Below are 24,762 nucleotides of genomic sequence, written 5' to 3'. Positions count from 1 at the left end.
GGTTCTCCTCATGCCGATCGCTGCGAATACGAAGCTACGGGTACTCGGCGTTGCCGCGGCGGGACTGATCGCGGTCAGCGTCAGCGCGTGCGATGCGACCTCGGGACCCGGCGCGAGCTCGCCGGTTGATGCCCGACAGGTGACCGTCGTCGGATCCGGCCAGGTGCAGGGGGTACCGGATACCCTGACCGCCGATGTCGCCATCGAGTTCACCGCCCCGGATGTGTCCGGCGCCCTCAACCAGTCCAGCCAACGGCAGCAGGCCGTGATCGATGCACTCGTCGGATCGGGCATCGACCGCAAGGACATCAGCACCACCCAGGTCAGCGTGCAACCGCAATTCACCGATAGCGCGATCTCGGGTTACCGCGCATCCAATGCGGTCAAGGTCAAGATCCGCGACACCGCCAAGGCCTCGCAGACGTTGGCCTTGATCGCAGGGACCGGCGGGGACGCCACCCGCATCAACTCGGTCAACTATTCGATCGCGGATGACTCGGATCTGGTCCGCGACGCCCGCGCCCGCGCATTCGACGACGCCAAGAACCGCGCCGAGCAGTACGCCGGATTATCTGGACTGCACCTGGGCAAGGTGATCTCGATATCGGAACAGTCCGGTGGCTCGACCCCGCCCATGCCCACCCCGATGCCGCGGGCGGCGATGGCGGACGTTCCCCTGGAACCCGGTCAGCAGACGGTGGACTTCGCGGTGACGGTGATCTGGGAGCTCACCTAACCCAACGACACAGATGACGTTGAAACCACGCACACCGCTACCCGCAAAAACGCAGCGTCAGTTCAAAGTCAACAAGGAGTTCTTGCGCCGGTCAGGGCCCTTCGTACACCTTCGGTTCGAGGGTGCCGATGTAGGGCAGGTCGCGATAGCGCTCGGCGAAGTCCAGGCCATAGCCGACGACGAACTCATTGGGGATGTCGAACCCCACATAGGCGACATCGAGTTCGGCCTTGACGGCCTCGGGCTTGCGCAGCAGCGTGCACACCCGCAGCGAGCGCGGATGACGGGTGGCGAGGTTGCGCAGCAACCAGGACAGGGTGAGACCCGAGTCGATGATGTCCTCGACGATCAGCACGTCACGGTCGTTGATATCGCGGTCGAGGTCTTTGAGGATGCGCACCACGCCCGAGGACGAGGTCGACGAGCCGTAGGAGCTGACCGCCATGAACTCCAGCTGCGTGGGCAGCGGGATGGTCCGGGCCAGGTCGGTGACGAACATGACCGCGCCCTTGAGCACGGTGACCAACAGCAGGTCGTCGTTGCCCAGATCGTCTCGGTATTGCTCGGCGATCATCTCGGCGAGTTCGACGGTGCGGGTCCGGATCTGCTCCTCGGACAACAGCACCGATTTGATGTCTCCCGCATAGAGCTCGGCAGAGTCGACAGGCACTCCGACAGCGTGCCACGTGAAGGGGTCGCTTTCCAACGCGGATCGCTAGACAGGTTCGGTGTGCATCGTCAACACACCCGCACGCCGCGCCGCGAACAACCGCTGTTTGCGCAGCCCGGACCCGACGGCCACGCCGCCCTGCCCGCGCCAGTCCGTCACGAACCGGTCGACCCCGCGGATCTGGATGTCGGTGAGATCACATGCACCGCCGTCCAGCAACCACGCCCGGATCACCCGCCGGCGCAGCGCATCGGGCAACAGCGCCAACCGCGCCGTGTCCAGATCGCCGGCCTCGGTGCGCGCCGCCGCCAGAGCCTCCCCGGCCAGGGCATCGAGCGTTTCGGTGTCCTCGCGCAGCGCGGTGGCCGTCCGGGCCAGAGCCTCGGCCACCCCGCCGCCGAGCACGTCCTCCAGTAGCGGCAGCACCTCGTTTCGCAACCTGACCCGGGTGAACCGGTCCTCGGCATTGTGCGGGTCCTGCCACGGGGTGAGGCCGAGCTCCTCGCAGGCCGCATGGGTCACGGTCCGTCGCAGACCCAGCAGCGGCCGATGCCACGGCGGGTCGTGCGGGCGCATCCCGGCGATCGAACGGGCACCCGATCCGCGGCCCAGCCCCAGCAGCACCGTCTCGGCCTGATCGTCGAGGGTGTGGCCGAGCAGCACCGGCGCGCCGTCGCGGGCGTCGTCAAGCGCCGCGTAGCGGGCCTGCCGGGCCGCCGCCTCCGGCCCACCAGAGCGGCCGACGTCGACCGAAAGAACCTGTGCGGCAACGCACCCGAGGGCGATTGCCTGCCGGCGGGCCGTCTCGGCCACCTGATCCGACCCCGATTGCAGCCGGTGGTCGACGACCAGCGCGGTGGTGGGTCGCAGGGTCGCCGCGACCGCGGTCAGCGCCAGTGAATCCGGACCGCCGGACAGCGCCACGCACCAGCGCGCACCGTCGATCCCGGCGGCGGTCAGCGCGTGCCGCAGCGCGGCTACAGCACCCGTTCGATCCATCGCTGCGGTTCGTCGATCTCGTCGGGCAGCGGCAGGGCGTCGGGGCTGGACCAGACGGTGTTGAACCGGGCCATCCCGACGGTCGCGACCACGTGGTCGACGAACGCCTTGCCCCGGGTGTACTGGCTCATCTTGGCGTCGAAGCCCAGCAGGGCGCGTACCAACCGTTGCAACGGTGGCTGCTTGCGCTGCCTGCGTTCTTCGAAGCGGCGCCGGATGGTCGACACCGTGGGCACCACTGCCGGGCCGACGGCGTCCATCACGTGATCGGCATGCCCCTCCAGCAGAGTGCCCAGCACCAGCAGCTGGTCCAGTGCACGACGCTGCGGTTCGGCCTGCACGGCCCGCATCAGGCCGATCACGCCGGCCGAATTCGGTTCCGGCGCAGCCCCGTTGCGCTGGTTCCGGGCGAACTCGGCGAGCCGGCCCACGATCTCGGTGACATCCTCGCCGGCATCCTGGGTCAGCACCGCCAGGGCCTGTGACATGTGGTCGGCCAGCCACGGATTGGCCCGGAACTGCACCCGGTGGGTGACCTCGTGCAGGCACACCCACAGCCGGAAATCAGCTGGCGGAACGCGCAACTGGCGTTCCACCGCGATGACGTTGGGATACACCAGCAGCAGTTCACCACCGCCGGGGCCGAACGGGTCGTACTGGCCGAGGATGCCCGTGGAGATGAACGCCAGCACGGCGCCGGTCTGCGCCCCGGTCACCCGTCCGGTGATGAATCCTGGCTTCTGCGAGTCACTTTCGTCATCGGATTGGGCTCCGGTGGTCATCACCCGCATGGAACGGGTGGCGGCGCGGATCCACTCGGGACGGTCCACCACGCGGGCCTCGGGCAATTCGGCACCCTCGATCAGTCCCGTGACCTCGCGCACCGGCAGCTCGGCAGCCTTCGAACTCTCCGAGAGCTGTTCGATCACCTGGTTGCGGGTGTAATCCGTGGACGGCGGGGCGGACCGGGCCAACTTCGCCCCGACCGTCGCGGCGAAGTCCCAGTCGACCGCGCGGCCCGCGGTCATGGCGACCCGATCGCTCACGTGCCACATCCGCACGACCGCAGCACCGCGGCCAGCTCGTCGATCGCGGTACGTCCGGTTGGGCCTGCGTCATTCGAGATCAGTGCGAACGTCAGCACCCGGCCGTTGTCGTCGGTCACGATGCCGGCCAGCGCGTTGGTCCCGGTCAGCGACCCGGTCTTGGCCCGCAGCCAACCCGCGGCGTCACGCCCGGCCTCGGTGTCGAGGTAGCGGTTGGACAGCGTGCCGCTGCCGCCGGCGATGGGCAGCAGATCCACCAGCGGGCGCATGGCCGGTTCGGTGTTGCCTGCAGCGAGGTTGACCACCTCGTCGAGGATCCGGGCGGTCAGCCGGTCATCGGTCGACAGGCCGCTGGCATCGACCAGCTTGGCCGCCGACGTGTCGATGCCGACCCCGTCGAGTTGACTCAGCACCGCATCGACGCCGCCGTCGAAGCTCTGCGGCCGGTGCAGCTGCCAGGCCACCTCGCGCGCGATCGACTCGGCCATCACGTTGTCGGATTCGTTCATCATCTGACGCAGGCGCTCGATGAGGGGGGCGGACTGCACCGCGGCGATCTGCCTACCGCCCGAGACCTCGGCGGGCAGCACCGTCACCGTCGCGGGGTCCACCCTCAGTGCGGCGGCCAGCGCCCGGCCGGCGTCGAGCGCCGGTGTCGTCGACCGTCGAGATTCCACCGTCGTCGGCTGGATACGTCCGCCGTCGAGCATCACCGACTCCATCGGTGCGATGTCACCGCCCTCGATATCGGCGGGATCCCAACCCGGCGCCATCGTCGGGCCGCTGTACTCGCTGGTGTCCACCCGCACCGCGGTGACCGCGATACCGCTACTGCGCACCTGCTCGGCCAGGTCACTGATCCGGGCAGCACCCTTGTACCAGGTGTCGACGTCCTCGGGCGCCGCCGAGAGTGTGGTGTCCCCGCCGCCCTTGAGCACCACCAGACCGGGCTGCGAGTCGACGGCCAGGACCGTGGTGGCCAACCGGGCGTTGCGGTCCAACGTGAGCAGCGCGGCAGCCGTCGTCAGCACCTTGTTGACCGAGGCCGGCTGCATCGGCACCCCGGAATTCTGTTCCCACAGTTCGGCGCCGGTCTCGGCATCGGTGATCCGGCCGGTCACCTGACCGAGATCGGGATTCGCCAGTGCCGGCGCCAGGGCTGCGGCCAGGCCGCTCACGGTCGGAGTCGGCGCCGACATGTCCACCGGGACGATCGCCGGGCTGGCGGTCGCAGGAGGGGGCGCAGGCGTGACCGCCTCGGCATCGCTGGACCGCTGCCCGGTGAGCACGGCAGCAAGCGCGACGACGGCGGCGACCAGCACCAGGACCACGACGCCAACCGCCACATGGGTGGACTGCCGCCACCGAGTGGGCCGCATATTTCTCCTGCTCTGCCGGTGGTGGGAACGAGCCACCCGTTTAGGCCAGACTATCGCTCTATTAGGGTTGACCCGCGTCGTCGCCTGACGACCCAAGCCTGACCGCAGATGCGAAGGAGCCGCGACGGTGAAGTTCGACGTCGTCATCGAGATCCCGAAGGGTTCGCGCAACAAATACGAGGTTGACCACGAGACCGGCCGGGTCAAGCTCGACCGCTACCTCTACACCGCCTTCGGCTACCCCGCCGATTACGGGTTCTTCGAGGACACCCTCGGCGAGGACGGCGACCCGCTGGACGCGCTGGTTCTCCTGCCCGAGTCGGTGTTCCCCGGCTGCACCGTCGAGGCCCGCCCGGTCGCGATGTTCAAGATGACCGACGAGGCCGGCGGCGACGATAAGTTGCTGTGCGTGCCCGCCGGGGATCCGCGCTGGGACCACATCCAGGACCTCGGCGACGTGGCGCAGTTCGAGCTCGACGCCATCAAGCACTTCTTTGTGCACTACAAGGACCTGGAGCCGGGCAAGTTCGTCCAGACCGCCGACTGGGTGGGCCGTGAAGAGGCCGAGGCCGAACTGCAGCGTTCGATCGAGCGGTTCAAGACCTCCGGACACTAGATCTCCGGAGAGTTAGCCTCGCCGTAACACGGGGTAACTCTCCTGTGCTCTGCGCCTCTCATGCTTGAGCAGGTGTTGATGCATCAGGGCTTGGGACTTGAGGCGTACAACGCGCTGCCCCTGCGGCGTGCGGTGCACGCCGTGTACGAGTGCTGCTACAGCGTGGTGCTGGCGACCGATCTTGCCGGTGGGCGCCCGTTCGCCGACCACGACTCGCTTTTTCGACAGGCCGACGCCCTGCTGTTCAGCCTCGGCGAGGATTCCATCGACCGCGTGCTGCAGGCGCATCCGCATATCGGCAGGCGTCCACGCAGCCCGAAGTCGGTGTGCGAACAGTGCGCGGTGTGGGATGACGATCCCGCGGTGATGACACAGCTCAACGACGAGGTCGGCCACTACGCCGAGCGGTTCGGGTTCGACTTTGTGATGTTCGTCGAGGACTGCTGCGCAGCCAGCACCCTGGCCGGGATCGTCGACCGGTTGCACAACGACCGGGAGACCGAACGCAAGGTCGTCCGCAACGAGCTGGCCCACATCAACCGGGCCCGGCTGGAACGCATGCTCGGCCCCGAAGGCGGCTACTACAACTGGTAGACGGGACCCTTGCGCCTCAGCAACATTCGTAGCATACTCGAACACATGTTCGAAGCTGACGAGTCCTGGGAGCTGGTGCTCTGCCTCGGCGATTCGGTCAGCGAAGAGGCCATGCTGATGGCCTCCCGGATGTCGATGATCGGCGAATTACTCAACCGGCGGATCGCTGAGGTCGAGGCCGAGGACTCCGATCCGGGCTACATGTTGGTGACCGGGTTTTCACGCACGGTCGCCGAGGTGGGCGCAGCGATGAACATCTCCCCCAAAACGGCCACCGTGGTCGTCTCGCAGGCCGAAGCGTTGACCGACCGGCTGCCCGCTGTGGCGGAAGTGTTGCGACGCGGCCAGATCGACTGGGCCACCGTGGCGATCATCATCGAGCGCACGGAACTCGTCACCAACAGTGGGATCATCGCCCGCCTGGACACCGAGCTGGCCGACCGGATCTCCGGCTGGACGTCATGGTCACGGCAACGGGTCATCAACGCCGTGGACGCAGCGGTACGAAAGCTGGACCCCGACGCCATCCGCGAACGCGAACGGGCCGAGCGGCGCCGCGATGTGCGGGTACGCCCCCAAGCCGACGGCACCGCCCGACTGGACGGGACATTGACCGCGAAGGCGGGTGCGATCTTCTACCAGCGCCTGACCCAGCTGACCGAAGGGGTGTGCGCAGAGGATCCGCGCACACCGGGCCAGCGCCGAGCCGACGCCGTGGAAGCCCTGTCCGAGAACCGCACGTTGGTGTGCCTGTGCGGGCGTCCCGAGTGCCCACACGCCGCGCCGGCCGCACCATCGGCCGTACGAGTGGTGATGAACGTGATCGCACCGCAGAGCGCACTCACCGGCGGGAACCAGCCCGGGTACCTCGCCGGGTACGGCGTGATCGACGCCGAAAAGCTGCGAGAGTTGGCGGAACAGGCCGTGCTGCGGGTGGTGCAGGCCCCAGAGGTGACGACGGCCGAAGCACTGCGGTACCAGGTGTCGGCCGCGCTGGCCCGATGGGTCCGCTGTCGTGATGTCACCTGCCGGTTCCCGGGGTGTGACCGTCCTGCCGAGCACTCCGACCTCGACCATACGATTCCGTTTGACCACCAGCACCCCGAAAAGGGTGGACTCACGGTGCCGTGGAACCTGAAATGTCTATGCCGCCAACATCATCGGCTCAAAACTTTCCACGATGGCTGGCGCGATCAACAGCTCCCCGACGGGACCATCGTGTGGACTGCTCCCACCGGGCAGATCTACACGACAAGCCCGGGCGCGGTCGAGCTGTTCCCACAGTCCCGGCCGCGACGGGCGCCTCGCCGCACCAGACTCACTCCGCGTGCCGATCGCATCGCCGCACAGCGGGCGAAGAACCATCGGTTGCGTCCACTCAACGCGGAGGCCCGCAGGATCCGACGCGCCCGCACCGCCGAGATCCGTCGTCGCACCGAACACAACCGGATGCGCGCCACCCTCACCCTGTTCAAGGGCAACCAACCGAGCACCAGCCCGTTCTGCGCCTGGATCAACGAACCCTACGAACCCGAGACACTGCCCGCCGACTGGCAACCCCCACCACCACCGGACCCAGGACCAGACCTCCCGCCGTTCTGAATTTCGCCGAAGCCGACGACGGGTAACGATCGGTCCCGCATGATGTCGCGATGGATGACCTTGTACACGGCCACTGTGACGACCGCTTTCGGGCCGTGCGCGACGCGTTGGCGGACGCGCTTGCCGGCGGAGAGGAAACCGGCGCGGCCATCGCGATCGACATCGACGGCCGGACCGTCGTCGACATGTGGGGCGGGCACGCCGATGCCGCGCGGACCAGGCCCTGGACCGAGGACACCATCGTCAACGTCTTCTCGTCCACCAAGACGGTGACGGCACTGGCCGGACTCATGCTCATCGACCGCGGCCTGATCACCGCCGACACCCCGGTGGCCGAGTACTGGCCCGAGTTCGCCGCGAACGGCAAACAGGACATCAAGTTTCGCCATCTGTTGACGCACAGCTCGGGGTTGTCCGGATGGGACCAGCCGTTCACCATCGAGGAAAGCTACGACTGGGAGAAGTCCACCGCCGCGCTGGCCGCCCAGGCACCGTGGTGGGAGCCGGGTACCGCGTCGGGGTATCACGCCCTGACCCACGGGCACCTGATCGGCGAGGTGGTGCGCCGAGTCACCGGCAAGTCGCTCAAAGAATTTGTCCGCGAAGAGATCTCGGGACCGCTGGGCGCCGACTTCCAGATCGGGGCACACCCTGAGGACGCGCACCGCATCGCCGACATCATCCCGTCCGATGAACCGCTCGACCTGCCGTTGGACCAACTGTCCGAGATCGCGCTCAGGACCTTTATGGGTGCGCCGTCACCGGAGATCGCGAATACCGCGGACTGGCGCGCCGCCGACATCGGTGCGGCCAACGGGCACGGCAATGCGCGGTCGCTGGCGCGGATCCTGTCGGTGATCTCGTTGGGCGGCACGGTGGACGGCATCACCCTGCTCAAGCCCGAGACGGTCGAGTCGATCTTCGAACCACAGCTCGACGGCCCCGATCTGGTGCTCCTCGGGCATCCGCTGCGCTGGGGACTCGGCTTCGGTCTGCCACAGACGCAGACCGTGCCCTACATCCCCGAAGGCAAGATCTGCTTCTGGGGCGGCTGGGGCGGGTCGTGGGAGACGTGCAACCCCGATCACCGCGCCACGTTCGCCTATGTGATGAACAGGATGGGTCCCGGCGTCGAAGGATCCGAACGCACCGCTCGCTATCTCAACCTGTTCTACGAGGCTCTGGCTGACAAGGTCAATCGGCGGCCCGCGGGGCGGGCTGCAAACGGCTGACGGGGCTCACAACGCTAGTATTGTCGACGCGTCCTTGGACACTGTCTCCATTGGCGCACGAACCACGTCGGAGGTGACCGGATGACCAGCCAACCGGACCCGACAGGCTGCTCAGTAAAAGAGAGCCGTGTCGGTCAGGTCAGTGTGGTGACAGTGGCCGGAACGGTCGACATGCTCACCGCGCCCCAGCTCGAAGAGGCGATCAACTCTGCCGTAAAGAGCTCAGCCCCGGCCATCGTTGTCGATATGAGCGCCGTGGAGTTCCTGGCCTCGGCCGGGATGGGCGTCTTGGTGGCGGCACGGGAACAACTTGGGGACACCGCGCGGTTCGCGGTTGTCGCCGACGGACCGGCCACCAGTCGACCGCTCAAACTGGTCGGGATCGCCGAGGTCGTTGATCTGTTCGCGACGCTCGACGAGGCATTGGCCGCATTGAAGACATAGCGCAGGCGACTACGGGGTAGCCATTAGGTCGACATGACACACGCAGGCCAGTCAGCTCAGTTCGCCAAGGATGTGACGGCCGCACCGGAGGCTGCGGCCCAGATACGCCGTGAGTTCTCCAGTTGGCTGAGCACGCATTTCACGCTCGACCCAACCAAGGCCAACGATGTGGTGCTGGCCGTGAACGAGGCGCTGGCCAATGCCGCCGAGTTCGCGTACATGAATGCCCAGGCGCCCGGCGTGATGCACGTGCGCGCCGATTACGACGGGGACACCGCGGTACTCACCGTCACCGTCACCGACGAGGGCGTCTGGCGCATCGATGAGGCCGGCCAGAAGAACCCGGCCCGCGGGCGGGGGATCCCGTTGATGCGCGCGCTCACCGATCACGCAATGATCGACTCGAACCACGCAGGTACCGAAGTCCGCCTGCAATGGCGTCACATCGATCAGGACTGCGGAAGCCGCACCACCTGAACAAAGAACTCGTCTATCTGGCGGACCGCGCTCATGAACTGGTCGAGGTCAACGGGTTTGGTCACATAGGCGTTCGCGTGCAGTTTGTAGCTGCGAAGGATGTCCTCCTCGGCCGAGGAAGTGGTCAGCACCACGATCGGGATATAACACAATTCGGAGTCGGACTTGATCTTCTCCAGCAACTGCCTGCCGTCGTATTTCGGAAGGTTCAGGTCGAGCAGGATCAGATCCGGCCGCGGCGCGTCTTCGAAGGCGCCACGCCGATAGAGAAAGTCGAGGCCCTCCTCGCCGTCACGAGCGACGTGCAAGTTGTTCTTGATCTTGTTGTGCTCGAAGGCTTCCCGGGTGATGAGTTCGTCACCGGGGTCATCCTCGACCAACAGGATGTCAATGGCTCGGTTGACCGATGTGGTCACTGTGGAGTTCCTTCCAACTGGGCTTTTGGCACGACGTTGGGCACGGTCGTGGGTGTCTCGGGCAGGGTGAACATGAACCGGGTACCGGGCGAGTATGCCGTGTCGATCCAAATGGATCCGCCGTGGTGTTCGACGATCTTCTTGCACAGCGCGAGTCCGATACCGGTGCCGCTGAAGGCGTCGCGTCCGTGCAGGCGTTGAAAAATCACGAACACCTTGTCCACGAACTCCTCGCCGATGCCGATCCCATTGTCCGAAACACTGAATACCCAGTTCTCGGCCAGTTCACCGGTACCGGCCCGGCAGTCGATGACGATCCGGGGCACAACCCCCTCGCGACGGAACTTCACCGCGTTGCCGATCAGGTTCTGCCACAGCATGGCCATCAGCGTGGGATCACCGTCTATCTGCGGCAACGGCTCATCCGGTCGCTCGATCTCGGCGCCCGACTCCCCGACCGCCGTCGCCAGGTTCTTCAACGCGCTGTCGAGCGCCTCGTCGAGGTGCACCTCGGTATGGGTGGCGTTGAGCCGGCCCACCCGCGAGAACGTCAGCAGATCGTTGATCAGTGATTGCATACGCTTGGCACCGTCGACGGCGAAGCCGATGTACTCGAGTCCCCGCTCGTCCAGTTTGTCGCTGTAGCGCTTCTCCAGCAGCTGGCAGAACGAGGCGACCTTCCGCAACGGCTCCTGGAGATCGTGCGATGCGACGTAGGCGAACTGCTCGAGTTCGGCATTGGATCTGCGCAACTCCTCGGCCTGCTGATCGAGGGCTTCCTGGGCAGACCGCGATGCATCGAGTTCATCGACAACCCGCTGCCGCATATCCTCGACGTCGGCGGCCATAGCCCGAATATCCTTGGGGCCCTTGGGGATGATGCGTTCGGAGAAGTTCCCCTCGGTGATCCGGCGACACGAGGCTGCCAACGCGGCAAGTGGCCGGGTGACGGCACTGCGCACCAGCATCGTCAACAACACCGCCATGATGAAGAAGGCCGCGATCATCGCGATCACCACGCCGTCACGCCAGTTCCGAACATGGGCCAGCTCATCCATACTGGCCTGCCTGGCCTGACTGAGGCTGGTGTTCTGCACATCGAAAAGCCCACGCAGACCGTCGAATTCCTTCTTGCCGCGATCTGTGGAACGGGTGTCGACGACCGCGGGCCTGCCGACCTGGATGCCGGCGACGAGCGGCTCTGCATAGTTGGTCCGCCATGCCGCCGCCGCCGTCTCGATCGAGTCCAGATCAGCCAGCAGGTCGTCGTGGCCGGCCAGGTAACCGCGGATGTCCGCTGCCGCCGCCGCTTCGGCGCCCTGCCCGTCGCCGTAGGGCTCCAGGAACCGAGGGTCGGCGGCAATGGCGTATCCACGCACGGCCGTCTCCTGGTCCCGCAGGGCGGCCTGCAGTTGGTACGCAGCAACCCGAGCGGGCTGAATGTTGGCGATCAGCTCTCGCGATACGGCGTCGGTGCGGCTCACCAGCGCGATACCGGCGACCGCACCGGTCAGGACGATCACACACATCACCGACACCAGCAGGTTCTGCCAGCCTTGCACCGTGAGCTTCATACCGGTGAACGCTCCACTCTGATCACCGCGATGTCATCGCTGAGACCGCCGTGTGGACGCGCGCGGGATTCGACCTCGCCGATCAGTGCATCGACGAATTCGCGTCCGGGCAGCTCCGCCAGCGAATTCGCCAGCTCGAGCAGGCCTCCTTCACCGAGACGTTCGCCGTCGGGGCCCGCGTGTCCCTCGAATAATCCGTCGGTGAGCAGCACGAGACCGTGTCCTTCAGGCAGTGCCAGCCGGTTGACGGGCCACTCCTTGGCCCCCAGCCCGAGCGCGGAGCCCGCGGTGGGCTCAATCCATCGCACGGCATTGCCGCCGTGTAGCAGCAGACCCGGATGTCCGGCCCGAACCACGTCGTACTGCCTGCTGTCGGGATCGAGCGCCACGCTGAGCAGGGTCGCGAAGATTCCCGGTCCGTGGCGCTCGGTGGTCAGGATACGGTCGAGCTGACGCATCCGCTCGTTGCCCCGCAACCCGGCGAATGTGAGTGCGCGCCAACCGATCCGCAAAGCCACGCCGAGGGCGGCCTCGTCAGGGCCGTGTCCGGCGACGTCGCCCATCATCACGTGCACGGTCCGGTCGGGGGTCTGCACGATGTCGTAGAAGTCTCCGCCCAGCAGCGCATCCCGACGGCTGGGCAGAGACTTGGTGACGATCTCGACACCCGGATCGTCCAGGAGCAACGCCGAGGGCAGCAGGCCGCGCTCGAGGCGAGCGTTCTCCCGTTCACGCAGCCGGCTGGCGTGCAGGTCTACCGCCGTCAGCTCGGCGCGCTTGCGCTCGATGGCGTACACCAACGCACGTCGCAGCATCTCCGGATCGACGCGTCCCTTGACGAGATAGTCCTGCGCGCCCGAAGCGACCGCGGATACGCCGAAATGCTCGTCGTTGAGACCGGTGAGCACGATGACCGGAATAGCAGGGTCCAGCCTGCCCAGCCAGTGCAGCGCATCAATGCCCTGCGCGTCGGGCAGATTCAGGTCGAGCAGCACGCAGTCGGGGCGGTCATCGACCAACACGCGTTCGGCGGCCGCCATGGACTGCACCCAGGTCAGGTCGATGTCAGCGGTGTCGGCCAGATCGGCGATCTGCTCTTCGACCAGCAGTGCGTCACCACGGTCGTCCTCGACCAACAACAGAGACAATCGCCGTCCCAGAGCGGGACCGGCGAGTGTGGCAGAGGGATACGGCTGCTCCACGCGCATGGGGTCACGTCCTTCACTCACTGAGGCCGCCCGGTCGCGCTGACCTCTGCATTAGTGACGACGTGGTCGAGAGTACCTAGACGCGGGCGTCAATTCACCGGCAGTCGACCAATTACGGGCTTGAGATCAGGAGGCCCGGGCCTGCGAGCGCAGCTCCAGCCTGCGCAGCACGTCGCCGCCCAGAACCCGCGCATCCTGGCCCGGCGTGGCCGGGATGAGGGTGACGCCGTCGGCGACCTCGGCGGCCTCGATGTCGGCGATCAGACCGGTCAGGCCGTCAACAGTCCCGACGTACCGCACCTCGGCCTCGGGGCCGGCCAGCTCGAGCCATCTGCGCGCCGAGCGGTAGGCGGAGCCGAACTCTCTGGCCACCGCGACGGTGACATCGAGGATCACGGAGAGGGCCTCGTCCTCGGACTTGAGACCGGACCGGATCCGGCGCGCCTGGGCCAGGTCGGACGCAGAGATGCGCGCCGTCGGCTCGTCGCCGTCGGTCAGCTCGGTCCAGGTCTCGTCGTCCGCCGCGAATATCCGCACCACGCCACGCTAAGTGCAGATACCGCACCTGCCCAGAGTTACGTTCAGGCCGAATGCAAGGAACTAACGCGCGTCCCGCACCCGCGTCTTGTACAGACTCGCGATGGTGGTGATGGCCAACGTCACCACGATCACGCCGAGGCTGGCCAGGGTCGGGATCTCCGGCACGTGCACGGGCTCGCCACCGTTGATGAACGCCAGTTCGTTCTCGTGCAGCGCGTGCAGCACCAGCTTCACGCCGATGAAGGCCAGGATGAACGCCAGGCCCTGCGACAGGTAGACGAGCCGCTTGAGCAGGTCGCCGAGCAGGAAGTACAGCTGGCGCAGACCCATCAGCGCGAACACGTTGGCGGTGAACACCAGGTAGGGCTCCTGAGTCAGCCCGTAGATCGCCGGGATCGAGTCCAGCGCGAACAGCAGGTCGGTGGTGCCCAGGGCCACGATGACCAGGAACATCGGCGTCATCAGCCGTTTGCCGTTCTCGTGCACCCACAGCTTCAGGCCGTCCCACTTGTCGGTGGTGCGCAGGTGCTTGCGGGCGAACCGCACCACACCGTTGTCACCGTCGTCGTCGTGGTTGGTGTCTCGGACCAGGTTGATCGCGGTGTACACCAGGAATGCGCCGAAGATGTAGAACACCCAGGAGAACTCGTTGATCGCCACCGCGCCGAGCGCGATGAAGATGCCACGGAAGATCAGCGCCAGGATGATGCCGACCAGCAGGGCCTGCTGCTGGTAGATCCTCGGCACCTTGAAGCTGGCCATGATGATCAAGAAGATGAACAGGTTGTCGACCGACAGGCTGTATTCCGTGAGCCACCCGGCGAAGAACTCCAGCCCGAACTGGCTGCCGTGGAAGTACCAGACCCACACGCCGAAGGCCACCGCCATGCCGATGTACATCGACAGGTAGGTCGCAGTCTCACGGGTGGTGGGTTCGTGTGGGCGTCGCCCGATCACGACGACGTCGAACAGCAGAACGGCGATCGTCACCGCCAGGGTGATGATCCATTCCAGCTGGGTTACCTGCATCGAGAAATCCTCCGGTCGTCAAAACGCCGGAGGTCTCTTCCACCGGTGACCGGCACCGGCCCGCGACACCGATCGATCGATTGACGACCGACGTGATGACGACATCGCGGCGAAGGAATACTCCCCTCCTGCGACCAGTCTGCCTGACCGGCCTCCCGAATTGAAATCGAACCGGCACGCCGCGCCGACCGCCGAGCCGTCGTGACGCGGGCTTAGTAGTTTGTACTCGTGACAGCTGCCGCCAGTGCACACGAGATTCCACCCCAGTACTTGCTATCCCCACTGGCCCCCGAACCACGCACACTCGTCGACATCCTGCACGACACGGCCAGGCGTTTTCCTGATGCACCTGCCCTCGATGACGGCTCCGTACAGCTCACCTACTCCGAGCTGATCACCGACGTCGCCGACAGCGTGGCCTGGCTGGCGGCGCGCGGCATCGGCCGCGGTGACAAGCTCGGAATCCGGATGCCCTCGGGCAGCTATGCGCTGTACGTGGCGATCTTGTCGGTGCTGGCCTGCGGCGCGGCCTACGTCCCGGTGGATGCCGACGACCCCGACGAGCGGGCCGAGCTGGTGTTCGGCGAGGCCGCCGTGGTCGGGGTGATCACCGAGGCCGGTCTGGTCCGCGGGCCGGGTTCGTCGCGGGGCTGGCGGGCCGCCGAGCCGTTGGGACGCGACGACGCGTGGATCATCTTCACCTCGGGTTCGACCGGCACCCCGAAAGGGGTGGCCGTCACCCATCGCAGCGCCGCCGCGTTCGTCGACGCCGAGGCGCGAATGTTTCTGCAGGACAACCCGATCGGACCCGGCGACCGGGTGCTGGCCGGGCTGTCGGTCGCGTTCGACGCCTCGTGCGAAGAGATGTGGCTGGCCTGGCGACACGGCGCCTGCCTGGTGCCCGCCCCTCGCTCGTTGGTGCGCAGCGGCATGGATCTGGGGCCGTGGCTGGTCTCGCGGGACATCACCGTGGTGTCCACGGTCCCCACGCTGGCGGCGCTGTGGCCGGCCGAGGCGCTGGAAGCGGTGCGGCTGCTGATCTTCGGAGGCGAGGCCTGCCCGCCCGAGCTGGCGGCCCGGCTCGCGGTCGACGGTCGCGAGGTATGGAACACCTACGGACCCACCGAGGCGACCGTGGTGGCCTGCGCCGCCCAGTTGGACGGGCAGGGTCCGGTCAGCATCGGCCTGCCGCTGGCCGGCTGGGACCTGGCGGTGGTGGACAAAGCGGGCTTGCCGGTGGCGATCGGCGACGTCGGCGAGCTCGTGATCGGCGGCGTCGGGCTGGCCCGCTACCTCGACCCCGAGAAAGACGCCGAAAAGTACGCCCCGATGCCGACGCTGGGCTGGAGCCGGGCCTACCGCAGCGGCGATCTGGTGCGGCTGGAGGCCGACGGCCTGTACTTCCAGGGCCGTGCCGACGATCAGGTCAAGGTCGGTGGGCGCCGCATCGAACTGGGTGAGGTCGACACCGCACTGGTGAATCTGCCCGGGGTGAGCGGCGGTGCCGCCGCGGTCCGCAAGACCGCCAGCGGCACCCCGCTACTGGTCGGCTATATCGCCAGTACCGACCCCGACTTCGACCTGACCGCCGCCCGGGCCGCGCTGGCCGCATCCTTGCCCGCAGCCCTGGTCCCGCGGCTGGTACTGCTCGAGGATCTGCCCACCCGCACCTCGGGCAAGGTGGACCGCAACGCACTGCCATGGCCGCCACCGGCGGGTGCCGATCAGGACGCCCCGCAACTGGGCGGCACCATGGGCTGGCTGGCCGGGCTGTGGCGCGACGTACTCGGCACGCCCGTCGAAGGTCCGGAGTCCGACTTCATCGCGCTGGGCGGCGGCTCGCTGTCCGCCGCACAGTTGGTGGCCGCGCTACGCCGGCGCTATCCGCTGGTGACCGTCGCCGACCTCTACGACCACCCCCGGCTCGGCTCACTGGCCGGCTACCTCGACGAACTCAAACCGCCGCCGCAGATCCAGACCCGCGAGGTCAAACCGACCCCGCTGCTCACCCAGGCCGCACAGGTCGCACTGTCGCTACCGTTGGCCACCCTCACCGGCGTGCAGTGGGTGGTCTGGCTGGCACTGCTGAACAACCTGGCCGCCCAGACCGGGATCGTGTCGTGGGCGCACCCCCTCAGCTGGTGGTGGGTGTTGGCCGGGTTCCTGCTGTTCGTCACGCCGCTGGGCCGCATGGGCATCGCGGTGCTGTTCGCCCGGATGCTGCTGAGCGGGCTCGAGCCGGGCACCTACCGCCGGGGCGGCGCGGTCCATCTCCGGATCTGGATCGCCGAGCGGCTGGCCGATGCCAGTGGCGCGGAGAACCTGGCCGGCGCGCCGTGGATGGTCTACTACGCCCGCGCGCTGGGCAACAGCGTCGGCAAGGGCGTCGACATGCACTCGGCGCCGCCGGTGACCGGCATGCTCAAGATCGGCCACCGTGCCTCCGTCGAACCGGAGGTGGATCTCGCCGGGCACTGGATCGACGGCGACCTGTTCCACGTCGGGCCGGTATCGATCGGCAACGATGCCACGATCGGCGCCCGCACCACGCTGTTGCCGGGGGCGAGCATCGGTAAGAACGCCGATGTCGCACCGGGCTCGGCCGTGATCGGCAAGGTCAAGAACGGGCAGTTCTGGAAGGGCTCACCCGCCGTGAAATCCGGCAAGGCCCGTCACCCGTGGCCCGATCACCGGCCGCGGCGCGCCCCGGTGTGGGTCGCGGTGTACGGGGTGTCCTCGCTGCTGCTCGCCGGCCTGCCGCTGCTGGCCCTGGCCGCCGGCCTCGCGGTAATAGCCTGGGGCGTCCGAGGCACCGCCGCACCGGCCGACGCGCTGCTACCCGCACTCGCGTGGGCTCCGGCCGCCGCCGTGGTGGCACTGCTGACCTACGCCGCGCTGACCGTGATCGGGGTGCGCATCCTCTCGGTGCGACTGTCCGAGGGGTACCATCCCGTGCGCAGCCGCGTGGGCTGGCAGCTGTGGACCACCGAGCGCCTGATGGACGCGGCCCGCAACTACCTCTTCCCGATCTACGCCAGCCTGCTCACGCCGTGGTGGCTGCGCCTGCTCGGCGCGAAAGTCGGTAGGGACACCGAGATCTCTACGGCATTGTTCACCCCGAAGTTCACCGAGGTCCAGGACGGCGCGTTCCTGGCCGACGACACCATGGTGGCCTCCTACGAACTGGGCGGCGGCTGGATCCATGTCGCCAAAGCGACGATCGGCAAGCGCGCCTTCCTCGGCAACTCGGGCATCACCCAACCGGGCCGCAAGGTGCCCGACGACGGCCTGGTGGCGGTGCTCTCGGCCACTCCCCACAAAGCCAAGGCCGGCTCCTCCTGGCTGGGCAGCCCACCGGTTCGGTTGCGACGCAACGCAAGCGCCGCCGATGCGCTGCGGACGTTCCACCCGTCGGTCCGGCTCAAGATCATGCGCTCGGCGGTGGAGACCTGCCGGCTGATTCCGGTGATCGTCACCTTCGCGATCGGCATCGCGGTGCTCGGTGCGATGCAGGCGGTGACGATCCGGTTCGGTTTCCTGTGGACGGCGCTGTCCGGGGGCCTGGTGCTGCTGGTCGCCGGACTGGTGGCCGGGACCATCGCGGTGATCGCAAAGTGGTTGGTGGTTGGGCGGATTCGTGCGGTCGAGCATCCACTGTGGTCGTCGTTCGTGTGGCGCAACGAGGTATCGGACACCTTCGTCGAAACCGTCGCCGCACCCTGGTTCGCCCGGGCCGCCAGCGGCACCCCGGTGATGAACCTGTGGCTACGCGGGCTGGGCGCCTCCATCGGTCGCGGCGTGTGGTGCGAAACCTACTGGCTGCCCGAAGCCGATCTGGTGGCGCTGGAGTCCGCGTCCACCGTCAACCGCGGCTGCGTCGTGCAGACCCACCTGTTCCACGACCGCATCATGCGGTTGGACAGCGTGGTACTCGAAGAAGGTTCGACGCTGGGGCCGCACTGCGTGGCCCTGCCCGCGGCCCGATTGGGTGCCGGCGCCACCGTCGGGCCGGGTTCACTGGTGATGCGGGGCGACGAGGTACCCGCGTCGACGCGCTGGCAGGGCAACCCGATCGCCCCGTGGAATATGTTCGGCAAGAAACGTTCCACCGACAAGGCCGCCGACAAGGCCTCCGACAAGACTGCCAAGAAGACAGAAGACCCTGCCGCGTGACCCGATCGAAGAAGGCTGCAAAGAAATTGGCAACCCCGCCCGTGATCGACCCCTATCTGCCGCGCAACGGCAATTTCGGGTACCGGGTGTCGCGGTACGAACTCGACCTCGAATACAAGGTGGCGATCAACCGGCTGGCCGGAACCGCCACCATCACCGCGGCGACCCTGGCCGCAGTGCGCACCTTCACCCTCGATCTGTCCGAGGCTCTCAGCGTGTCCCGGGTTTCGGTGAACGGCCGCCGCCCCGCCCAGTACCGATGTTCAGCTGGGAAACTGTCGATCACCCTGCCCTCGGCATTGCCGGCCGGCGCCGCGATGACCGTCGTCATCCGCTACAACGGAACCCCGCGGCCCATCGAATCCATGTGGGGTGAAGTCGGTTTCGAAGAACTGTCGAACGGCGCCCTGGTCGCCGGCCAACCCAACGGGGCGGCCTCCTGGTTTCCGTGCGACGACCATCCCAGCTCGAAGGCCAGCTACCGGATCCAGATCAGCACCGATAGCCCCTACTACGCCCTGGCCAACGGCGAGTTGATCTCCCGGAAAGCCCGCGCCGGACACACCGTGTGGACCTACGAGCAGGCCGAACCGACATCGACCTACCTGATCACCCTGCAGATCGGCCAGTACGAGAACCAGCGGCTGACCAAGACCCCGGTACCGATGCATGCGGTGCTGCCCCCGCAGTTACGCCGCAATTTCGACCATGACTTCGAGAATCAGCCGCAGATGATGAAGCTCTTCATCAAATTGTTCGGCCCCTACCCGCTGGCCAGCGGCTACACCGTCGTAGTCACCGAAGACGATCTCGAGATCCCGTTGGAGGCCCAGGGCATCTCGATCTTCGGGGCCAACCACTGCGACGGGCACCGCGGCGCCGAACGGCTGATCGCGCACGAACTGGCCCACCAGTGGTTCGGCAACTCGGTGACGGCGCGCCGCTGGCGCGACATCTGGTTGCACGAGGGGTTTGCCTGCTACGCGGAGTGGCTGTGGTCCGAAGACAGCGGCGGGCACACCGCCGCGGAATGGGCGAAGCACTATCACGAGCGGTTGCGCGACAAGCCCCAGGACCTGCTGCTGTCCGATCCCGGGCCCGAGGACATGTTCGACGACCGGGTCTACAAGCGCGGGGCACTGACCCTGCACGCGCTGCGCACCCTGATCGGTGACCACAGTTTCTTTGCGCTGCTGAGGGATTGGACGGCTCGCTACCGGCACAGCGCCGCGTTCACCGATGATTTCACCGGGCTGGCCGCCGGCTACACCGACGAGCCGCTGCAGCCGCTGTGGCAGGCCTGGTTGTATTCCAAAGAGCTGCCGGACCTGTGACCGATGCCGGCGGCGCACCCGCACCCGGCCCGGTCACGCGCAGCAGCGTCGCCCGCGTCGGACTGGCGACGGCGATCAGCGCGCTGTGCGGCTACGCCGTGCTCTACCTGGCCGCGCGTGACCTCGAGCCGGCCGGATTTTCGATCTTCAGCGTGTTCTGGGGCGCGTTCGGTCTGGTGACCGGAGCCGCCAATGGCCTCTTACAGGAGGCCACCCGTGAGGTCCGCTCGTATCGACACCTCGATCTCAGCGGTGCGCCCACGACCCACCCGATGCGGATCGCGGGACTCGTCGGCATCGCTGCGGCCATGGTGATCGCGCTGAGCTCACCGCTGTGGAGCGGGCACGTATTCGCCGAGTCGCGGGCGCTGAGCGTGGTGCTGCTCAGCGTCGGACTGGCCGGGTTCTGCCTGCACGCCACCCTGCTCGGCATGCTCGCGGGGGTCAACCGCTGGAGCGAGTACGGGGCCCTGATGGTCACCGACGCCGGAATCCGGGTAGCCGTCGCGGCGGCGACGTTCGTGCTCGGCTGGGGACTCGCCGGGTTCCTGTGGGCCACCGTGGCCGGCGCGGTGGCCTGGCTGATCATGCTGATCGCCGCGCCCGCAGCGCGTCTGGCCGCAGGCCTGCTCACCGCGGGCAGTCCCACGACGTTCCTGCGCGGCGCCGCACACTCGATTGCCGCGGCGGGCGCCAGCGCGATCCTGGTGATGGGGTTCCCCGTGCTGCTCAAGGCCACCTCGGGTGACCTGGGTGCGGCCGGCGGCGTGGTGATCCTCGCCGTCACGCTGACCCGGGCGCCGCTGCTGGTTCCGCTCACCGCGATGCAGGGCAATCTGATCGCGCACTTCGTTGACCAACGCGACAAGCGACTGCGGGCACTGCTGGGCCCGGCGGCCGCGGTGGCCGCGTTGGGCGCCGTGGGCGTGGTCGCAGCGGGACTCCTCGGCCCCTGGCTGCTGCGGGTCGGGTTCGGCGACGAGTACCGCGCCGGCGGCACGCTGCTGGCCTGGCTGACCGCAGCCGCCGTCGCCATCGCCCTGCTCACCCTGACCGGCGCCGCCACCGTCGCCGCCGCCCTGCACCGGGCCTACGCGGCGGGCTGGATCATCGCCACGGTCGCGGCAGTGGCGCTGCTGTTGCTACCGGTGGGGCTGGAGACCCGCACCGTCATCGCGCTGCTGTGCGGACCACTCATCGGGATCGCCGTTCACCTGGGCGCGCTGGCCAGTCTCGCGCGGTCATGACCGTGTAGTTTGGTGCCCATCGACATGCGCTTTCACGACGTTTGGATCATCATCCCCGCCTTCAATGAGGCGAGCATCATCGGCGACGTCGTCTCCGATGTGCGTTCGGTTTTCCCTCATGTGGTGTGCGTCGACGACGGCAGCCGCGACGACACCGCAGGCTTGGCCTTGGCGGCGGGCGCACACGTCGTCCCACATCCGGTGAATCTGGGTCAGGGCGCGGCAATCCAGACCGGTGTCGAATACGCCCGCAGCCGACCCGGCGCACGCGTGTTCGCCACATTCGATGCTGACGGTCAGCACCAGGTCAAGGATGTGGTGCGGATGATCGACCGGCTCGATACCGACGGTGCCGATCTGGTGGTCGGCAGCCGGTTCACCAGCTCGGAGTCCCAGTCCAGCACCCACGTCCCGCTGCTCAAGCGGGTAATCCTCCGGGCCGCGGCGTTTCTCAGCCCGCAAAGTCGCAGCCTCGGGCTGACCGACGCGCACAACGGCCTGCGAGTGTTCAACAAGACCGTCGCCGACGAACTCAACCTCACCATGAACGGCATGAGTCACGCCGGTGAGTTCATCTCGCTGGCGTACGAAAACCGTTGGCGCGTAGCCGAGGAACCCGTCGAGATCCTCTACACCGACTACTCGAAGTCCAAAGGGCAACCACTGCTCAACGGGGTGAACATCCTCTTCGACGGCCTGTTACGCAGAAGGATGTCGCGATGAACTGGATCCAGGCACTGCTGATCGTCGCGGTGCTGGTGCTGTTGGCGTACCTGCTCGGGTCCCGGCGCAGTGCACGATCCAAGGCCTGGGTGAAGGTCGGCTTCGTGCTGTTCGTGGCGGCGGGCATCTACGCGATCCTGCGCCCCGACGACACCACCGTGGTGGCCAATTGGCTTGGGGTGGACCGTGGTACGGACCTGATGGAGTACATGCTCATCATCGCGTTCGTATTCGTCACGCTGTCGACGTACCTGCGCATCAAGGATCTGGAGCTGCGCTATGCCCGCCTGGCCCGGGCCGTGGCCCTGCAGAACGTACGGGTGCCGGAAGATACTTAGCGGCTGAACAGCTCCGTCAGCAACGCGATCCGCTGGCCGTCGAGTTCCCCGTGCTGTCCCAGCACCGGCCGAAACAGCGCGGCACCGTCGAAGGTGTTGATCATGATCGCCAGCGCTGCCACGAGATCGCCCTCGGGGATCTGCTCGGTCACCGGCACGGTTCTCGCCAATGCATAGATATTGACGACGTACTCGTCGAACGTCTTCTGCAATGCCGCTCTGAGCTTTTCGTCGGTCCGGGCCGCCACGACCAGCTCGTGCATCACCGCGTTGGTGTCATTGCCGGTGACGTCACCCAAGACGGTCAGCACCGCCTCCAACGGCGGCCGCTCGGCGGGAATGTCGGCTGCTCCTTTTGCGAACAACTCCAGCTGACGGCGCGCCACCTCTTGCGCGGTGGCCGCCATGAAGTCGCTCATGGTGGGGAAATGCCGGAACAGCGCGCCGTCGGAAACCTTGGCCCGCTTGGCGATCACCGCTGCCGAGGCCTTGGCGTAGCCCACCTCGATGATGGTGTCGATGGCAGCGTCGAGTAGCCGGGCGACGGTTTCCTCGCGGCGCTGCTGCTGGGTTCTGGCCATCCCTAGACCGGGGTGTGGTCCATCTGCTCCGCACCGGCGCGGAGGTAGCGGCCCGATTTCACCGATTCGCCGTAGCCGTCGCGGAACTGACCGTCGCGGAAGACCACCGCACCGTTGACGGCGGTGGCGACAACGGCCTCGTCGCTGCGGTTCACCATGCGGCTCAGCCCACCGTAGAACGGGACCGGTTCCTCGTGATAAGCCTCCACCGAGTCGTTGAGGCCGGCGGGGTCGATCACCACGAAGTCGGCCCGATCACCTTGGCGCAGCGTGCCGGCCGCGACGCCGAACCAGTCGGCCACCTCGGCGGTGAGCCGGTGCACAGCGTGCTCGGGGGTCATGAACGGCCGGCCGGCCAACTGGGCATCGCGCACCCGCTTGAGCAGCTTCACCGGGAAGTTGTAGAACGCCATATTGCGCAGGTGCGCACCGGCATCCGAGAAGCCCATGTGCACCGACGGTTCCTTGGCCAGCTTGTCCAGGAACTTCGGCCGGTTGTTGGCCACGATGGTGGTCCAACGCACGTTGCGCTCACCGTTGTCGACCAGCACGTCGAGGAACGCGTCGAGCGGGTGGATGCCGCGCTCGTCGGCGATCTGCCCGAAGCTCTTGCCGATCAGCGTCTCGTCTGGGCACGCGACGATCGTGGCGTCGTGAAAATCGCGGTGCCACAGGGTCGGTCCGAGCACGCGGCGGTCGAACGATTTGCGGAACCGGCGGCGGTACTCGGGGTCGGCGAGCAGCTTGTTGCGCTCAAGCTGGTCCTTGAGGTGCAGCGCCGCGGTACCGGCACCGAACTCCTCGAAAACCGGCAAATCGATTCCGTCCGAATACAATTCGAACGGTACCGGAATGTGTTGGAACCGGACCTTGGCGCCCAGGATCCGGTTGAGCAGCCGGACTCCCGGCCCGAGCACCCGCACCGCACCGGGCGAGGACTTCGCGTCGGCCGAGACCAGCAGGCTCATCCGCACGTCCGGGCGCCTACCGAACTGGCCACTGCTCTCCAGGAAGAAGTTCAGTGCCTCATGAATTTTCGCCACATTCGGCGCGCTCTGCAGGATTCGCCCGCGCTTGCGCAGGACCTTGATCAGGCGCCGACGCTCACGCCAGGTCGCGAATGTGGACGGCAATGCGCGGGACCGGAAACGGTCCCCGTCGAGCTTGTCGATCGCCGCGTCCATCCCGGACAGACCGAGCATCCCCGCGTCGAGCGCCTCGTCGAGCTTGGCCGCCATGGTCTCCAGTTCGGCGTCGGTCGGGGTGACACCGCGGGTGGTGGCCCGGTCCAGCCCCAGCACCGAGGCCCGCAGATCCGAATGACCCAGCAGCGACGCGATATTCGGGCCCAGCGGCAGCTCGTCGATGACCTTCACGTATTCGGCCGGACCCGACCAGGTCTTGTGCTCCTGCAGGGCGCCCAGCACGAACTGACGCGGGACCGCCTCGACGCGGCTGAACAGGTCGGCAGCGTCCTCGGTGTCGGAGTAGACCGTCGACAACGAACACATGCCGAGCAGGACGGTGGTCACGCCGTGACGCACCGACTCCCGCAGGCCCGGATCGAGCAGGACCTCGGCGTCGTAGTGCGTGTGCACATCGACGAAACCGGGCAACACCCATTTGCCGCCGGCGTTGATGACATCCGGGCAGTCGGTCTCATCAAGGGGCGTGGCCGACACCGCGACCACCACCCCGTCGCGGATTCCCAGCGTGCGGACCTGCGGCGGGGCGCCGGTGCCGTCGAACCACAGGCCGTTGCGAACGATGACGTCGTAGGACATGACGCCACGCTAAACGAGAA

Annotated in this window: 23 protein-coding genes; 12 read left to right on the top strand and 11 right to left on the bottom strand. The window is 67.2% G+C overall.

Annotation, left to right across the window (positions count from 1 at the left end; genetic code table 11):
* The first annotated feature begins 10 nt into the window (after window positions 1-10).
* A complete protein-coding gene (locus G6N44_RS20540; protein WP_163666960.1) occupies window positions 11-736 on the top strand; it encodes an SIMPL domain-containing protein in 726 nt (241 codons plus the stop codon).
* Window positions 737-827: 91 nt separating this feature from the next.
* Here the strand turns inward: G6N44_RS20540 and hpt are convergent, their stop codons facing one another.
* The 4 genes from hpt to dacB are packed head-to-tail and all read right to left on the bottom strand — an operon-like array spanning window position 828 to window position 4,830.
* Window positions 828-1,406: a hypoxanthine phosphoribosyltransferase gene (hpt, locus tag G6N44_RS20535; protein ID WP_179964419.1), complete on the bottom strand. Its 579-nt coding sequence runs from the start codon at window positions 1,404-1,406 to the stop codon at window positions 828-830.
* Window positions 1,407-1,451: 45 nt separating this feature from the next.
* Complete coding sequence (gene tilS, locus G6N44_RS20530) at window positions 1,452-2,405, bottom strand: tRNA lysidine(34) synthetase TilS (RefSeq protein ID WP_163666956.1); 954 nt, start codon at window positions 2,403-2,405, stop codon at window positions 1,452-1,454.
* Window positions 2,384-3,460, bottom strand: a complete 1,077-nt coding sequence (locus G6N44_RS20525) for an Rv3626c family coenzyme F420 biosynthesis-associated protein (protein ID WP_235682823.1) — start codon at window positions 3,458-3,460, stop codon at window positions 2,384-2,386. The genes tilS and G6N44_RS20525 overlap by 22 nt, the downstream gene beginning before the upstream one ends.
* Window positions 3,448-4,830, bottom strand: a complete 1,383-nt coding sequence (gene dacB, locus G6N44_RS20520) for a D-alanyl-D-alanine carboxypeptidase/D-alanyl-D-alanine endopeptidase (protein WP_163666954.1) — start codon at window positions 4,828-4,830, stop codon at window positions 3,448-3,450. Before dacB ends, G6N44_RS20525 begins: the two co-directional genes overlap by 13 nt.
* Before the next feature lie 127 nt (window positions 4,831-4,957).
* Between dacB and G6N44_RS20515 the strand changes: the two genes are divergently transcribed.
* The 6 genes from G6N44_RS20515 to G6N44_RS20490 all read left to right on the top strand — a co-directional run bounded on the left by G6N44_RS20515 (window position 4,958) and on the right by G6N44_RS20490 (window position 9,795).
* On the top strand, window positions 4,958-5,446 hold the full coding sequence (locus G6N44_RS20515) for an inorganic diphosphatase (RefSeq protein WP_163666952.1): 489 nt from the start codon (window positions 4,958-4,960) through the stop codon (window positions 5,444-5,446).
* Between the two features lie 78 nt (window positions 5,447-5,524).
* Complete coding sequence (locus G6N44_RS20510; RefSeq protein WP_163666950.1) at window positions 5,525-6,040, top strand: 2-oxo-4-hydroxy-4-carboxy-5-ureidoimidazoline decarboxylase; 516 nt, start codon at window positions 5,525-5,527, stop codon at window positions 6,038-6,040.
* A 45-nt stretch (window positions 6,041-6,085) separates the two neighbouring features.
* Window positions 6,086-7,642, top strand: a complete 1,557-nt coding sequence (locus G6N44_RS20505; RefSeq protein ID WP_163666948.1) for an HNH endonuclease signature motif containing protein — start codon at window positions 6,086-6,088, stop codon at window positions 7,640-7,642.
* 50 nt (window positions 7,643-7,692) lie between these two features.
* Complete coding sequence (locus tag G6N44_RS20500) at window positions 7,693-8,874, top strand: serine hydrolase domain-containing protein (protein WP_163666946.1); 1,182 nt, start codon at window positions 7,693-7,695, stop codon at window positions 8,872-8,874.
* 81 nt (window positions 8,875-8,955) lie between these two features.
* Window positions 8,956-9,318, top strand: coding sequence for an STAS domain-containing protein (locus G6N44_RS20495; protein ID WP_163666944.1), 363 nt, complete (start codon window positions 8,956-8,958; stop codon window positions 9,316-9,318).
* Window positions 9,319-9,351: 33 nt separating this feature from the next.
* Window positions 9,352-9,795, top strand: coding sequence for an ATP-binding protein (locus G6N44_RS20490; protein ID WP_163666942.1), 444 nt, complete (start codon window positions 9,352-9,354; stop codon window positions 9,793-9,795).
* Here the strand turns inward: G6N44_RS20490 and G6N44_RS20485 are convergent.
* The 5 genes from G6N44_RS20485 to G6N44_RS20465 all read right to left on the bottom strand — a co-directional run bounded on the left by G6N44_RS20485 (window position 9,768) and on the right by G6N44_RS20465 (window position 14,562).
* Complete coding sequence (locus G6N44_RS20485) at window positions 9,768-10,211, bottom strand: response regulator (protein WP_163666941.1); 444 nt, start codon at window positions 10,209-10,211, stop codon at window positions 9,768-9,770. The genes G6N44_RS20490 and G6N44_RS20485 overlap by 28 nt on opposite strands.
* On the bottom strand, window positions 10,208-11,785 hold the full coding sequence (locus G6N44_RS20480; RefSeq protein WP_163666939.1) for a sensor histidine kinase: 1,578 nt from the start codon (window positions 11,783-11,785) through the stop codon (window positions 10,208-10,210). Before G6N44_RS20480 ends, G6N44_RS20485 begins: the two co-directional genes overlap by 4 nt.
* Window positions 11,782-12,993, bottom strand: a complete 1,212-nt coding sequence (locus G6N44_RS20475; protein ID WP_163666937.1) for a PP2C family protein-serine/threonine phosphatase — start codon at window positions 12,991-12,993, stop codon at window positions 11,782-11,784. Before G6N44_RS20475 ends, G6N44_RS20480 begins: the two co-directional genes overlap by 4 nt.
* A gap of 126 nt (window positions 12,994-13,119) precedes the next feature.
* The gene (locus G6N44_RS20470) at window positions 13,120-13,530 is read right to left on the bottom strand and encodes a hypothetical protein (RefSeq protein WP_163666935.1); all 411 of its coding nucleotides are present in this window, start codon (window positions 13,528-13,530) and stop codon (window positions 13,120-13,122) included.
* Window positions 13,531-13,593: 63 nt separating this feature from the next.
* A complete protein-coding gene (locus tag G6N44_RS20465) occupies window positions 13,594-14,562 on the bottom strand; it encodes a TerC family protein (protein WP_163666933.1) in 969 nt (322 codons plus the stop codon).
* A 228-nt stretch (window positions 14,563-14,790) separates the two neighbouring features.
* Here G6N44_RS20465 and G6N44_RS20460 point away from each other — a divergent pair, with 228 nt between their 5' ends.
* Genes G6N44_RS20460 through G6N44_RS20440 form a run of 5 tightly spaced genes read left to right on the top strand, consistent with a single transcriptional unit; the run spans window position 14,791 to window position 22,377 of the window.
* A complete protein-coding gene (locus G6N44_RS20460; protein ID WP_163666931.1) occupies window positions 14,791-18,735 on the top strand; it encodes a Pls/PosA family non-ribosomal peptide synthetase in 3,945 nt (1,314 codons plus the stop codon).
* On the top strand, window positions 18,732-20,069 hold the full coding sequence (locus G6N44_RS20455) for a M1 family metallopeptidase (RefSeq protein ID WP_163666929.1): 1,338 nt from the start codon (window positions 18,732-18,734) through the stop codon (window positions 20,067-20,069). The genes G6N44_RS20460 and G6N44_RS20455 overlap by 4 nt, the downstream gene beginning before the upstream one ends.
* Window positions 20,066-21,316, top strand: coding sequence for an MATE family efflux transporter (locus tag G6N44_RS20450; RefSeq protein ID WP_163666926.1), 1,251 nt, complete (start codon window positions 20,066-20,068; stop codon window positions 21,314-21,316). The genes G6N44_RS20455 and G6N44_RS20450 overlap by 4 nt, the downstream gene beginning before the upstream one ends.
* Window positions 21,317-21,340: 24 nt before the next feature.
* Window positions 21,341-22,039 carry a polyprenyl-phospho-N-acetylgalactosaminyl synthase PpgS gene (locus G6N44_RS20445; protein WP_163670187.1) on the top strand — a complete coding sequence of 233 codons (699 nt, stop codon included), beginning with the start codon at window positions 21,341-21,343 and terminating at the stop codon, window positions 22,037-22,039.
* Complete coding sequence (locus tag G6N44_RS20440) at window positions 22,036-22,377, top strand: DUF2304 domain-containing protein (RefSeq protein ID WP_163666925.1); 342 nt, start codon at window positions 22,036-22,038, stop codon at window positions 22,375-22,377. Before G6N44_RS20445 ends, G6N44_RS20440 begins: the two co-directional genes overlap by 4 nt.
* Here the strand turns inward: G6N44_RS20440 and G6N44_RS20435 are convergent.
* Together G6N44_RS20435 and G6N44_RS20430 are read right to left on the bottom strand one after the other, a co-directional pair.
* Entirely contained in the window at window positions 22,374-22,958 is a 585-nt protein-coding gene (locus G6N44_RS20435) for a TetR/AcrR family transcriptional regulator (RefSeq protein ID WP_163666923.1), read from the bottom strand. The two genes, G6N44_RS20440 and G6N44_RS20435, sit on opposite strands and share 4 nt — an antisense overlap.
* 2 nt (window positions 22,959-22,960) lie before the next feature.
* Entirely contained in the window at window positions 22,961-24,742 is a 1,782-nt protein-coding gene (locus G6N44_RS20430; protein ID WP_163666921.1) for an N-acyl-D-amino-acid deacylase family protein, read from the bottom strand.
* Window positions 24,743-24,762 lie beyond the last annotated feature (20 nt).

It is taken from the genome of Mycolicibacterium alvei (assembly GCF_010727325.1).
Lineage (GTDB): Bacteria > Actinomycetota > Actinomycetes > Mycobacteriales > Mycobacteriaceae > Mycobacterium > Mycobacterium alvei.
This window is presented reverse-complemented; position numbering and strand designations above follow the sequence as displayed.